General features: G+C 57.9%; 11 protein-coding genes. 4 read left to right on the forward strand and 7 right to left on the reverse strand.

Annotated features, from left to right (window positions below; translation table 11 throughout):
* Positions 1–200: 200 nt before the first annotated feature.
* Positions 201–1190, reverse strand: a complete 990-nt coding sequence (locus VNZ60_RS10620) for an alginate lyase family protein (protein WP_325658889.1) — start codon at positions 1188–1190, stop codon at positions 201–203.
* A 284-nt stretch (positions 1191–1474) separates the two neighbouring features.
* Between VNZ60_RS10620 and VNZ60_RS10625 the strand changes: the two genes are divergently transcribed.
* The 3 genes from VNZ60_RS10625 to VNZ60_RS10635 all read left to right on the forward strand — a co-directional run bounded on the left by VNZ60_RS10625 (position 1475) and on the right by VNZ60_RS10635 (position 3892).
* A complete protein-coding gene (locus VNZ60_RS10625; protein WP_325658891.1) occupies positions 1475–2047 on the forward strand; it encodes a TetR/AcrR family transcriptional regulator in 573 nt (190 codons plus the stop codon).
* A 137-nt stretch (positions 2048–2184) separates the two neighbouring features.
* Positions 2185–2823 carry a glutathione S-transferase family protein gene (locus tag VNZ60_RS10630; protein WP_325658893.1) on the forward strand — a complete coding sequence of 213 codons (639 nt, stop codon included), beginning with the start codon at positions 2185–2187 and terminating at the stop codon, positions 2821–2823.
* Between the two features lie 52 nt (positions 2824–2875).
* A complete protein-coding gene (locus VNZ60_RS10635; RefSeq protein WP_325658895.1) occupies positions 2876–3892 on the forward strand; it encodes a pyridoxamine 5'-phosphate oxidase family protein in 1017 nt (338 codons plus the stop codon).
* A gap of 92 nt (positions 3893–3984) precedes the next feature.
* Here the strand turns inward: VNZ60_RS10635 and acpA are convergent, their stop codons facing one another.
* Positions 3985–6129 (reverse strand): acid phosphatase, encoded by a 2145-nt coding sequence (gene acpA, locus VNZ60_RS10640; RefSeq protein WP_325658896.1) that lies wholly within the window; start codon positions 6127–6129, stop codon positions 3985–3987.
* Between the two features lie 202 nt (positions 6130–6331).
* Between acpA and VNZ60_RS10645 the strand changes: the two genes are divergently transcribed.
* Positions 6332–7606: a cytochrome-c peroxidase gene (locus VNZ60_RS10645; RefSeq protein ID WP_325658898.1), complete on the forward strand. Its 1275-nt coding sequence runs from the start codon at positions 6332–6334 to the stop codon at positions 7604–7606.
* Positions 7607–7641: 35 nt separating this feature from the next.
* On the opposite strand, the gene VNZ60_RS10650 is transcribed toward VNZ60_RS10645, so the two are convergent.
* The 5 genes from VNZ60_RS10650 to VNZ60_RS10670 form a co-directional block, all read right to left on the reverse strand.
* Positions 7642–9234: a bifunctional aspartate transaminase/aspartate 4-decarboxylase gene (locus tag VNZ60_RS10650; RefSeq protein WP_325658900.1), complete on the reverse strand. Its 1593-nt coding sequence runs from the start codon at positions 9232–9234 to the stop codon at positions 7642–7644.
* A gap of 75 nt (positions 9235–9309) precedes the next feature.
* Entirely contained in the window at positions 9310–10995 is a 1686-nt protein-coding gene (aspT, locus tag VNZ60_RS10655) for an aspartate-alanine antiporter (protein WP_325658901.1), read from the reverse strand.
* A gap of 290 nt (positions 10996–11285) precedes the next feature.
* Positions 11286–11918 (reverse strand): glutathione S-transferase family protein, encoded by a 633-nt coding sequence (locus VNZ60_RS10660; RefSeq protein WP_325658902.1) that lies wholly within the window; start codon positions 11916–11918, stop codon positions 11286–11288.
* Positions 11919–12088: 170 nt separating this feature from the next.
* Positions 12089–12778 carry a class I SAM-dependent methyltransferase gene (locus tag VNZ60_RS10665; RefSeq protein ID WP_325658903.1) on the reverse strand — a complete coding sequence of 230 codons (690 nt, stop codon included), beginning with the start codon at positions 12776–12778 and terminating at the stop codon, positions 12089–12091.
* Positions 12779–12875: 97 nt separating this feature from the next.
* Complete coding sequence (locus VNZ60_RS10670; RefSeq protein WP_325658905.1) at positions 12876–13772, reverse strand: DUF7164 domain-containing protein; 897 nt, start codon at positions 13770–13772, stop codon at positions 12876–12878.
* Positions 13773–13787: the final 15 nt, after the last annotated feature.

The following is a 13787-nucleotide window of genomic DNA, read 5'->3' on the forward strand; positions in this document are numbered from 1 at the left end:
CTTCATCGCGAAACTTGACTCTGACCCCACATGACGGATTCGGAGAAAGGCAGAGCGCCCCAGGTGGTTTTGTTCTTTTTTAACGATAAGGCAGCTACTCCGTGGCCCGCTAAGTGGGGTCAGAGTGAAGTTTCTGCAAAAGGCGCGCAGAAAGTTCACTCTGACCCCAGTTAGCTCCGACCCCAGTTAGCTGCGTTTATTTAGTGCGGTGCGAAAAAGCTTTTGTCGGCCAGCAGGCTAAGATTGCCGCCTAGCTGCGGATTGCGGAACGGCGCTTGCGCCATCAATGGTTCCGACAGCGGAACCAGGGCCGGATCGGCTTTTCGGTAAAACGCTATCCAGCCAAGAATGCTTCCTTTCGGTATTTCCTGCTGCGCTCCGGTTTTTTCGGCGAACCAGCTTGGATCGGCGATGCCGCTCAAGACCCGGTGCGCCAGCTTCTCCAGGCGTGCGTTGCGGCGCTGATACCAGTTGTCGTGATTCAGGTAGGCCAGTTGCGCCATCATCACCAGCGGCGCCAGCGCGTAGTTGTGATAGGACAGCGCGCGGCCGGCGCGATTCAGCTCCAGCGGCAATGTACCGTCGTCGCTGATGTCGTTCAACGCGGCGTCGTAAATGCGGCTGGCGGCGTTGATATATTTCTGTTCGCCGGTGGCCATGCCGGTCGCCATCACTGCCAGGCCAACCCAGTAATAATGGTTATTGCGCGGCTGGTGGCCGTTATCTGCAAACGCCAGTGCGGCGTCCGCCAGTTGCGGCAGCCATGCTTCGATGTGTTCACGTTGCGCCGGCTCGGCTTGCGGCCGCAGTTTGAGATAGGCCAGCGCGACCCCGGCCAGCGTCCATTTGCGCTCGTATTGGGCCTGGCTGGTGACGACCTTCCCCAGCATTGCGCCATCCACCGCCCAACGGTCCAGCCAGCTCAGCGCACATTGCGCCGCCGCAGTATCGCCGCTGGCGATGTAGCGATCGGCATTGGCGCTGACTGCGCTCAGGTAATCGCTGAACGGTTTCACCGCCGCCTCTTCCTTGGCCTTCAACACCGGGTCTATGACCGAATAATGGGTGTCGGTGTAATAACCGTTGGCGTCGATATCGCGCAAACCGGCCGGCGCAGGCGGACAGGCCGCCAGTGCGCTGCCGCTGCATGCACAAAGTGTCAGGAACAACTTGGATAGATGGCGCTGCATTCGATTTCCTCCGAAGGATTGGCTCAATTAGTCTGTGCGCTGTCGGCGTTGTTCATGCAAGCCCGGCGCAGCGTTGTAATTTAAGCATGGTTATTCGAGGGAAACCAGCCAGTGAATCTTTTTGTTGCAATTTTCTACCAGGGCGTCATGCCGGCGCAGGATTGGGCATCTGCCTTTGCTCGGTTTACCTGCACGCATTTTGCGTATAGGCCCTTGCTGTTTTACTATTTGAGCTCTACATTGATAGCAACGAACATTCGGTACAACCATCCGGTACAAACGATATGCCTGCAGCAACCCTTACCCGCGACGAAGTCGTCGAACGCATTCTGGCCGCTTTCCGCCGCTATGGTTATGAAGGCAGCAGCCTGTCGCGCCTGTCGGAAGCCACCGGCCTGGGCCGCTCCAGCCTTTATCATTATTTCCCAAACGGCAAGGAGGACATGGCGAGTGCGGCAATGGCTGCGGTCGGCGCCTGGTTTACCCAGCATGTGCTGTCGACGCTGAATGGCCACGAGGCAGCCGCCATCCGCTTGCAGCGCTTTGCCGGCAAATTGACGGAATATTATTCCAATGGCATGGCGCCTTGCCTGATGGATGTGTTCACCATCGGCGAGGCCGGTTCGCTGTTCCAGCAACATCTGGGCGGCCGCATGCGGGCGCTGATGGCCTTGCTGGCGGCGGTGGCGGAAGAGGCCGGCGTCGATAAGGTGGAGGCGGCCATGCGTGCGGAAAATGCCGTGGTGGCGATCCAGGGATCGCTGATTGTTTCGCGTGCTTTGGATAGCAACGGCCCCTTTTTGCGCATGATTGAAAGTTTTCCCGCCATCCTGCTTGGCTCTCAAGCAGCCGAATAAATACCCTGGATTTCCCGTTTTTACTTGACAGGGTGGTTTTGCCTTTGTATTGTACCGATTGTTCGGTACAGAACTGCGTAATTTTCCTTGTGCATTATTTACGATGCATTTTATTCAAGCCAAACAGGAGCTCCGCCATGTCATTCAGCCGCCCAGTCCAAGCAATTCGTCTTTACCGCGCCGCCTTGTCCGGCCATGCTCATCGGGTTCAATTGTTTCTGTCTTTGCTGGATTTGCCGTTTGAAATGATCGATATCGATCTGCGCGCAGGCGAACAAAGAAAACCTGAGTTCCTGGCGAAAAATCCGTTTGGCCAGGTGCCGGTGATCGAAGACGGCGACATCACGCTGGCCGATTCGAATGCGATCCTGGTCTATCTGGCTAGCAAATATGGCGCGGCCAGCTGGCTGCCGCGCGATCCTCTGGCAGCGGCAACCGTGCAGCGCTTTTTGTCGCTGGCGGCAGGTGAAATCTTCCGCGGCCCGGCCAGCGCCCGCCTGGTGACCTTGTTCGGCATGCCGCTGGACCATGCAGCGGCCTGCGCCACCGCTGAACAGCTGTTCGCGATTCTGGAACCCCATCTGGCCAGCCAGGCGTTCCTGACAGGCCCGCAAGTGACGATTGCCGATGTGGCGGCATACAGCTATATAGCGCATGCTCCGGAGGGCGGCGTTGCGCTGGACGCTTACCCGAATATCCGCGCCTGGCTGGGCCGGGTCGAAGCCTTGCCTGGTTTTGTTGCCATGCAGGCCAGCCGGCCGGCGTTGGCCGCTTAAGAGCACGCTCCGATCGGTGCGCCGATTGGAGCGTTCATCAAGGAGACAAGACATGTCCAATCTTGAAATCACGGCAGCCAGCTCTGCGGACACTTTCGCAGATACCCCCTTCCACAGCGGTGAACGCGCAGTCCAGCAACGCGTCGGCGTGCTTGAAAAGATGGCTACCCGCGGCCAACTGATCCGCAGTTTCATGCCGGACCAGCATCGCGATTTTTTTCAGCAGCTGCCGTTCATGATCGTCGGCAGCGTCGATCGCCGGCAACAGCCGTGGGCGTCGATCGTGACAGGCGCACCCGGTTTCGTGACGTCGCCGGACGCCGGACATCTGGCGATACACGCGCCTCTGTTGCCAGCCGATCCCTTGCAACAAACCCTGGTTGAACATGCTGCGATCGGCCTGTTGGGCATCGAACCGCATACGCGCCGCCGCAATCGCATGAACGGCAAGGTCGAAAAATCAGACGCGGCAGGATGGACGCTGAAAGTCGAGCAAAGCTTTGGCAACTGTCCGAAATACATCCAGGCGCGCCGCCCCAGTCTGGTCGAAGACGCTGACGCAGCGGCGCCGGTGGTCCATCGGAGCGGACAACTCGATAGCGCGATGCAAAAGCTGATCGCGGCGTCAGACACTTTTTTCATTGCGACTGCGTATTTTGGAAAACCCGTGGATGAATCTGCGGTTGCCAGCACAGCCAACAATCGCCAGCACGGAGTCGACGTCTCCCATCGCGGCGGTAAACCCGGCTTTGTCCGCATCGACGATGAAAAGACGCTGACGGTGCCTGATTTCGTCGGCAATTTTTTCTTCAACACCATCGGCAATCTGGTTGAACATCCCCGCGCCGGTTTGCTGTTCATCGATTTCGTCAGCGGCGATCTGTTGTATCTGGCAGTCAGCGCCGAGCTGATCTGGGATGGCCCTGAAGTCGCCGCCTTCAAAGGCGCCGAACGTTTGCTGCGCTTTCATGTGGAGCAGGCGATACGGGTCGAAGCTTCATTGCCGCTGCGCTGGAGCGAGGCGGAATTGTCGCCGGCGCTGGCGCCTATGGGTTCCTGGCAAGCATGAAAAAAAGCCGGCTGCTTTTTCCAAAGCAGCCGGCTCTCTTGGTTTCCTGACTGAGCGCCGCTCCATGACAGAAGCGGCGCTCTGCCAGCGAATTACTCTTGCGGGACAGGTGTCAATGCACCAGTCAAATCACCCATTGGCTTGCCACCGTTGGCCACCAGCGCCTTGTCGCGCGCGGTGATGCCAGGCAGTACCGGCAACGCATAACGCTTGGTGATGAAGCGCAGGATGGAAGCGGTATCGTACTGGGTGTGATCGACACTTCCTTTCTTCACATACGGCGACACCAGGATAGCCGGCAGACGCGTGCCCGGGCCCCAACGGTCGCCTTTCGGCGGCGCTACGTGATCCCAGAAACCGCCGTTTTCATCGTAGGTCACCACGATCAGCATGTGCTTCCACTGCGGGCTGGCTTGCAACTTGGCGATGACATCGGCGATATGCGCATCGCCATCGGTCACGTTGGCATAACCGGGATGCTGATTCAAATTGCCTTGCGGTTTGTAGAACGCCACAGCAGGCAGGGCGCCGGCCGCGGCATCTTGCAGGAACGAAGCGTCGAAATCCTTCAGATGGCTGGCGCGCTCGGCGGCGCCGGTGCTGGTGGCTGGATCGAAGCGGCTGTAATAGTTGAACGGCTGGTGATGCGGCTGGAACTGGATCTTGCCGGAATAGATCACGCTGCGGCTGGCGTTCGGTGCATCCGCCACGGCGGCATTCCAGGCGCCGGCATACCAAGCCCAGTTGACGCCCTTGGCGGTCAGCTGGTCGCCGATGGTGGCCTGGGTCTGAACCGGCAGGGTAGTGGCCTTGCTTGGGTCGGCATAGCCTGGCACCGTGGCGACGGCGTTACCGCTAGGCTGATACGGCGGCTGCATGGTGTTGACCGCGTAGAACATGCCGGAGGCGTCTTTCGGCGTGATGGTGCTGTCCTTCAGATAAACCGGGGCGCCGTTCAATACCGAAGTCGGCATGCCGGTGCCGGCGGTCAGGCCGATCAGGTTGCCGTTAGCGTCGAGATCGACGGCCGAAATATTGTTCTTGGCAGGCGAAGTAGCGGCGTCGGCGTTCGGATAGGTCGGGGCGCAGGCGCAGATCAGGTATTGATGGGTCAGGAACGAGCCGCCGAAAGTGCCCATGAAAAAATTATCGGCCAGTGCGTATTGCTTGGCGATGTTCCACAGCTTCATCTTGCTGCCGTCGTAATAACCCATGCTGAGGCCGCCGGCGTCCGAGTAAGCGGTGAATTTATCGTTCTTGCCGCCGTTGATCTGCATCTGGTTATTGTAGAAACGATGCACCAGATCGCGGGTAATCACCGCCGACGGCATATAGATCGGGCTGTTGACATCGTCGATCTGGAACGGCTTGTTCGGCAGATTGGCCGACTGCGCCTGAGTGATGACAGTGCTCTGGCCAGCCAGGGTCATACCGCCCCAGGTCGGTGGCAAGACTGGCAAGGTGCTGCCGTCGAAGTCTTTTTGCGGCACGTAGCTGGAGGCGGAAGTCGGATTGACGCCAGGGATGCCGTTAGCGCCGGGGAACAAACCATACAGATTGTCGAAGCCGCGGTTTTCAGCAAAGATCACCACTACGTTCTGGATTTTTTTCCGCGCCAACGCGCCGTTCAAGGCCCGGCCGAAATCATCGTCGCCGCCTTGGGCCACAGCATCTGCAATGGCGTCGTTGATTTCCGCCGCTTCTGCCTTCAGCTTGGCCTGGTCAGCGCCGCTGAGTTTGTTGATGTCAGCCAGCAGGTTGGCTTCGGCGGTGCCGATCTTGGCTGCCAGCTTCTTGCTGGCGTCGGCGAAATCGCCGCCGTTGGCGTCCATTGCGGCTGCCAGTTCGGTCGAGATGGCGCTGACAAAAGCGCTGCGTCCGGCAGGTGCGCGGAATACCAGTTTCTGCGTCACGGCGCTGCCTATGTCGCCTAGCGCTTCATGACGCACCACGCTGGTATCGATGGTGGCCACTACCGCGCCCTCGCCTTTAAGTGAATACGAACCGTCGGCGCTGGTCTTGACTAGCGGCGATGCGGTATCGCACGTGGCTTTCTTGATCTTGTCTTCGAAACAGACTTGCGCATTTTCATAGTAACTGCCGGTCACCTGGCCGCGAGTCACCACGCCGCCGATATCGTTGGAGGCGCCACCGCCACCGCCGCCGCATGCAGTCAAGCCCGCCGCTAATGTTACCGTTGCTGCCGTCACCGGCAGCCATTGCATGGTCCGTTTCATAAGCCCTCCCCAGGCGATAAAAAGCGCAATCGTATGCCTCGAATATTTCAACTGTGTGAAATGGCAGCCGCTAAGCAATCTTTATTTTTTACCAAAGGGCGTGTCATCGTTCTGTCACAGAGCGGTGCTAGTCTTTGCTCCCGTTCCTTGTCCAGCGTGCTATGCAACACTGCGCTCGCCACCAGCCGTTTTATCTAATTCTATGAAACCAGCGGTCATTGCATTCCTCAGCGTTACAGTCGCGCTTCTCGTGAACGGCTGCGGCCAGCAGCGCGCAGGCGCCGAGGTAGCAGCCGCCAAACCAGCCACTGCGGTCACTCCGGCCTACGTCGGCGCCACCTATGCGCCGACGCTGAAAAAGCAGCCGTCAGTGGCTGCCATGACCGCGCTCGGCCGCACCATGTTTTCCGATCCGTCACTCTCGGCTTCGGGCAAGATGTCTTGCGCTAGCTGCCATAGTCCCGACCATGCATTCGGCCCGCCGAACAATCTGGCGGTCCAGCTCGGCGGCAAGGAAATGAAAACGCTCGGCACGCGTGCAGTGCCTTCATTGCGCTATATACAGAATGTACCGGCCTTCACCGAACATTTTTTCGACGACGACGGCGACGACAGCATCGACGCCGGCCCCACCGGCGGCCACAACTGGGACGGCCGGGCGCCGTCCACTCACGACCAGGCGCGGATCCCGCTGTTGTCGGCGCACGAAATGGGTAACGCGAACGCCGCCGAGGTGGTGGAAAAATTGAAGAAGACCAGCTACGTCGCGCAATTCCGCGCAACCTTTGGCGAGGATATTTTCGACAATCAGGAGCAAGCCTTCAAATGGGCGCTGATGGCGCTCGAAGTATTCCAGGAAAGCCCGACCGAGTTTTATCCGTACAACAGCAAGTACGACGCCTTTTTGCGCCAGCAGGCCCAGCTCAGCAAGCAGGAGTTGAACGGCTTGCGCCTGTTCAACGATCCGGCCAAAGGCAACTGCGCTTCATGTCATATCAGCGAAATCTCGGCCAGCGGGGCGTTTCCGCAATTTACCGATTACGGCCTGATCGCCATCGGCGTGCCGCGCAACAAACATATCGCGGCCAACGCCGATCCAAAATATTTCGATATGGGCTTATGCGGCCCGGACCGCACCGATCTCAAGGACAAGACCGAGTATTGCGGCAGGTTCAAGACGCCCTCTTTGCGTAACGTCGCCACGCGCCAGGTGTTTTTCCATAACGGCGGGTTCACCAGCCTGGAACAGGTGATGAAATTTTATGTGCAGCGCGATACCCAGCCGCAGAAATGGTATCCGCGCGACGCAGACGGTAGCGTGCGCAAGTACGACGATCTGCCCAAGGAATATCGCGGCAACGTCAATCTCGAAGCGCCGTTTGATCGCAAACCCGGCGACCAGCCGGCGCTGACAGATGGCGAGATCAAGGATGTCATCGCCTTTCTGAAAACCTTGAACGACGGTTATAAACCTTAAGACCGGACCTTAAGACCGGACCTTAAGATCGGCCCTTAAGACCGGCCGCCAGCTTTCTCAAATTGCTCATGGTATTCCAACGCCAGTTTGCGAATCGCCTTGCCGATGTTGGCATAGTCGTATTCGTTCAGATTGGCCAGCGAAACCCGGGCCGACGGGTGCGCCGTGCCAAAGCCGCGGCCTGGCAGCAGGATGACGCCGGTTTCTTGCGCCAGCCGGAACAGCGCTTCGTTCGGTTTCAAACGCTGCACCATCCACTGGGCGAAATCGGCGCTGTACATCTGCGTCGCCAGCGTTTCCATATCGAGCAGGTGGTAATAGCTGACCGAATCGGCATCGACCGGCAGCGGCAGGCCCAGCGCCCGGTACAACGCCTCCTTGCGGCGCAAGACGATGCGCTTCATCGACTGCTTGTAATTCTCCGGCTCGTCCATCAGCGAATACAGAGAGAACAGCGTCATCTGCGCCTGCACCGGGGTCGATAAGCCGGCGGTATGGTTGAGCGCCACGGTGCGGCTGTCGGCCACCAGGCGGTCGATGAATTTCAGGGCGCGCGGTTCGGTGGTGATCGAGTTGTAGCGCTGATCCAGTTCCTTGCGGCGCGCCTCCGGCAGGGCGGCGATCTTGTCGTCCAGGATATTCTTTTCGTGGGTGGCGATCACTCCCATGCGCCAGCCGGTGGCGCCGAAATATTTGGAGAACGAATACACCAGGATGGTGTTGTACGGGCAAATCGCAAACAGGGAGACGAAATTGTCGGCAAAGGTGCCGTAAACATCGTCCGTAAGAATGATCAGGTCAGGGCGTTGCTTGATGATCTCGGCGATATATGCCAGCGTCTCGTCATTGATCTTGACCGACGGCGGATTGCTCGGATTGACCAGGAAAAACGCCTTGACCTTGGGATCGAGCAGCTTGTCGAGCTCGGTCTTGGTGAACTGCCAGTTGTTCTCCGGCGGCGCATCGATCAAAAGCTCGACCAGCTGGTAATCGTTCAAATGCGGGATTTCGATATACGGCGTGAAGATCGGCATGCCGAGCGCGATGGTGTCGCCGGCCTTGAGCAGATGGTTTTCGCGCAGGCTGTTGAAGATGTAAGTCATGGCAGCGGTGCCGCCTTCGACTGCATACATATCGAAATTGCCAACGAATGGCTGCTCGCCGATCATCTCGCGGCGGATGTACTGGCCGACGATCTGCTCGCTCAGGCGCAGCATGCGGTCTGGCACCGGGTAGTTGCAGCCGAGGATGGCTTCGCACATTTCGTAGATGAAAGCGCCCGCCGACAAGCCCAGCTGGTCGCGCACATAGGAGACGGCGGCTTCGATGAAACGAATCCCGCTGACGCCGGCATTGGCCTTGGTGAAAATCTCGAAACGCGCCTCGATGCCGTCCCGTTGCGGGAAGCCGCCGACGCCATCCATATAGATATAGGAACGCTCGGCTTCGCTCATGGCAAACAGGCCGAACTGGAAAAAACCGTGACGCGGCGTGGTCGCCAGGAAATTCGGATTGCCGCGGCCGGCGTTGAGCATGGCGCGGTCGGCGTTCGAGGCCACCTGGATCAAGGCGTCTTTCAATTCAAACGGGCTAAGCAGGGCGAGTTTGTCAGGGTTGCTAAAGTCCATGCTGGTACTCCTTATTCGATAGATGGATCCGCCGCAGCGGATCGGGACATTGAAATTTTGACGATGCTGAATAAATCAGACCAGGGCCACCACCAGCGGCCCCAATAAGGTCAGAAACACATTGGCCAAGGCATAGGTGATCGCAAACGGCACGGTAGGAATCGCGTTTTCCGCTTTATCCAACACTTCGCCGAAAGCCGGATTGGCGCTGCGCGAACCGCTGAGAGCGCCGGCGAACACCGCCGTATTGTCGTAGCGCAGGATGTAACGCCCGATCAGCATGGTCAGGATCATCGGCAGGATGGTGACCACCACGCCGACCCCAAAGATGGTGAAACCCTGTTGCCTGACGGTCTGCACCGCCTGCAAACCGGAAGACAAGCCGACCACCACCACGAAACCGGCCAGGCCAAGGTCTTTCAGGATTTGCACCGCGCCGGCAGGCATGGCGCCGAAAGACTGGTGCTTGGAGCGGAACCAGCCAAACAGCAGGCCGGAGAGCAAGGCGCCGCCGCCGCTGCCCAGCGTCAGCGGAATCGAGCCGACCTTGGCCACCAGCAGCCCCACCAGCAAACCCACCACCAGGCCCGCGCCGAGATAGACGAAGTCGGTCTTGGCGCTCGGCACGATCACATAACCGACGACATCGGCAACCCGCTTGACGTCTTGTTCGGCGCCGTAGATAGACACCACATCACCCAGTTGCACGATGGTTTCAGGCAGGATCGGCAGCACCTGTCCCATGCGGCTGATCTGCACCACGTAGATGCCGTGGCGCACGCCGCCCGCGGTCTGGGCGCGGATATCGGCCACGCTTTTGTTCTGGAATTCCTTGTTGGTCAGCACCACCTCCCGATGCTGCATGGTGAGTTCCATGCCTTCCACCGCATACACTTCCCTGCCCAGGAAACCGGAAGTGCTGACCACCGCTTCACGGCGGCCAACCACCAGCACGATGTCATGCGGCAGCAGCAGCAATTGCGGGCTGACCTGAATCACCTGGCCGCCGCGCTTGACGCGCTCGATGGTGATGGTGGTATCGGGGTCCAGATTTTCCACTTCATCGACCGAGATCTTGCCTTGGGTGATTTCATACAAGCGGCCGACCAGTTCCGGCAACGCTGCTTGCTGTTCCGGCCCCAGCACCTTGACCCCGGTTTGCAGTGCCGTCTCGGCCTTGATCGCATCTTCGCGGATGGTGCGGCCCATCAGCTTCGGCAGGATATTCACGCAAACGATGATCGCCCCGAAAGAGCCGAAGACATAGGTCACTGCATAACCCACCGCAACATTGCCCTGCAAGCGCGCCACCTCGGCCGCATCCAGCCCCAGCTTGGTGATGGCGTCGCCAGCAGTGCCGATGATCGCCGATTGCGTCAGGCCGCCGGCGGCAACGCCTGCCGCCAGACCCTTGTCGAGACCGAACAGCTTGGCCATCACCACCACCGTCGCCAGGCCGGTCAGCGCCAGCACCGCCGCCAGGACGATTTCGCGGATCGACTGCTTGCCTAGCGAGTTGAAGAATTGCGGGCCGCTTTCGTAGCCGACCGCATAAATGAAGAGGGCGAACAACACTGCCTTGACGCCCGGATCAACATGCACCCCGACCTGGCTGACCAGCACCGCCACCAGCAAAGAGCCGGCGACACCGCCAAGCTGGAACTTGCCGAACTTGATCTTGCCGACGCCATAGCCGATTGCCAACGATAAAAATAGCGCTATTTCTGGAGATCTCTTGAATAAGTCGTGCAGCCATTCCATAGGGGAAATCCTTTCACGATGAAAATACAGATTGCTCTGCCACAGACGTCGCCGCCAGAGCATCCAATGCAAGTTGAAACCCGGATAGGTTGCAAAAAAGTATTTTCATGATAGCAGATCGCTATTTCCAAAAAGAAATAGCGATTGCTTTAGCCGGCAGGAAAGGACAATGAGGGCAGTGAGGACGGTGAGCGGATAACTCTGAGCAGGGCGATGAAAAACGGGGGGAGGTGGGTAATGCCCAGCGCCGGCTTGCAGCCTTGGCGGCTGCTTGCCGGTTTTACATGATTTCAGGTCACCATGAGTTCTTCTTCAAGCGTAGTCTGGCGCCACGCATCAAGTTCTTGCACACGGCTGAACCAGGCTTGCAAATTAGCGTACTGCTGCAACGGCACACGGCCCGGCTCGGCCGCCATCAGGGGCGCGGCAATTGCCAGGTCGGCCAGCGTCAGGCCGCTTCCGGATACCCATCGTCGCTGCGCCAGATGGCCATCCAGCACGCCGGCAAACCTCTCCAGATCGGCAAGCCCGCGCCGCAGTTCGACCGGATCGGGCCGTCCCGCGCCGATCAGCCCTTTGATGAAATTTTCCCAGTAAAAAATACTTATCGCCGGCGCAAAGTGTTGTGCCGACCAAAACATCCAGCGATTGACATCGGCCCTGGCGCGCAACTCGGTTGGGTAAACCGTCTGGCCCGGCGTCTTGTCCGCCAGGTATTGCATGATTGCGCAGGATTCCCACAGGATGAAATCACCATCCACCAGTACCGGGATTTTCTCGTTCGGATTAAGCGCCAGCAAATGCTTGCGCTGCTCGCCGCTGGAGAGGTCTAGCAATACCAGGTCAAGCGGCAGCTGGAGATGGTGCGCAGTCATGACGACCCGCCGTGCATTGGATGAAATTGGATGATGATAGAGGCGCATGACGACGATCTCCCAGAGGTTGTTGATGCAATGCGTGCATCTTAGTCCCGAGCTACTGACAGTCTGTGTCAGTAGTCTTTAAGGAAGAAAAAATTGCGGAAATCGTCAGGCGTTAGCGGCGTGGACAGGCTATTGCATCAGGCTGTTGCAGCAGATAGTTACAGCAGGCTTTACATCTGCCGGTAGGCGTAGCTGTGGCCATTTAAAAATTCCGTGCGTGCACGCGTCCTTAGTTCCAGATGCGCCGGTTTAAGATCCTCGCCACTCAGCAATTTGAGTCGCGGCGGATTGGCATTGATAGCGCCGACAGCCTGATCAAGGGCGATTGAACTTGGCTGGTAGCCCCGCAGGACAAATATCTGCATGATTTCGCTGCGCATGTAGGCGAACCTGTCGTGCCATTGGAAATCGTATTCCGACCAGACCGATATGTGCGATTCGGTATGCGCAAAATTATTTGCAGCGGTATCGTAGTAGGAAAATTCAGGCGCTACCACGATGATATATCCGCTGCGATACGTCAAAAAATTCAGCAGATCCAAACCACGTGACTTTGGCATGTGCTCGATACAGTCGCCGATCAGCACGCAGTCGAATAATTCGTTGCGCGCCTCTGGCAGATAGGGCAGATCGCCGGCGTCGCCAATCCGCACCTCACTGTACTTATTGCGCAGGTCGAATTGATCCACATACGTGGGATCGATTTCGAGTGCGACTGTGTACGCGTTCAGTTCGGCCTGCGCCATCAAGGCCGCATATTTTCCCTGTCCCGGCCCAATGTCCAACACGCGCTTGGGTTGAATCAGCTTAAGCAGCTGGATAATCATTTCGTCGTAGACGTTGGCAGACATTCCGGACATAAAATATGGCCCCTGGTTAGTGGCGGATTGAAAATAAGATTAAAAATAAGATTAAAAATAAGCGCGTACAAATATCCAGCGTCCGACAGACATATTTTTAAAACGGGTAACCAACCTCGCGCTTGATCTGATCCAACGGCGTCGCCGCTATCCAGTGTGCGTAGTGATTGATCTTGCTGCGGTCAAGGGTTCTAAGATCCGTATTCTGATACGCGCCTTGCCGATACTGGCTCTTTGAAAAATGTTCGTCGGTAGGCACTGCATGGATGTGCATCACCAGGCTATCGATCGGGTAGGGCAGCATGCTTTCCATATCCAGGATGCGATGATAGGCATAGCGCAGATAGGTATCGTAATTTTCGTTGGCGGCAATTTCAGCCGCATACATCGTGATCACGCCGGCAAACCAGCCGGGCCAGGTGCCTGGGCCGTACTCCTTGAAGTGATCTTGCAGTTTCTCGCTCCAGAACAACTGGCGTCGGAGCAGGTGCAGCACCAGCTCGGATTTTGCCATGAGCGAACTGCCGCAGCCGAACACGCCGCCATGCCGGACGCCGTTGGCCGCACAGAATTCCGCCATTTTTGTCCATACCTCAGAACCTTCCGGATGGGCATAATTACCCCGTCCTTGCACTACTACGGATGGCCGGAAGTTGACCAGGTTGGCAGTCAGGAAAACATCGGCGTCGGTTCTCAACAGCCAGGTGTATTTGCCGACCAGGGCGTCGGTATGAGGGCCGGACAAGCAGCCGATTGAATTGATGAATTTATAACCCTCCCAGCGGCTGCCAGGCACAGCCATCGGCTCGGCCACCATTTTGACGAGACCGGGATCGTTCGAGGGAAGCTTGTCGATCGCATCTGGATGGCAAACTGCAATCAGGTCCGAAGTACGCCAGTTCCCCGAATAGATCCAGCTTTTGTATATCCAATCGAACTCTTGATACATGGTTGAATTGTCATCGATGTAGATCAGTATGCCGAGGTCTATCATGGGGATTTCTCAGTA

Origin of the sequence: Collimonas sp., from assembly GCF_035566375.1 — a bacterium.
GTDB lineage: Bacteria > Pseudomonadota > Gammaproteobacteria > Burkholderiales > Burkholderiaceae_D > Collimonas.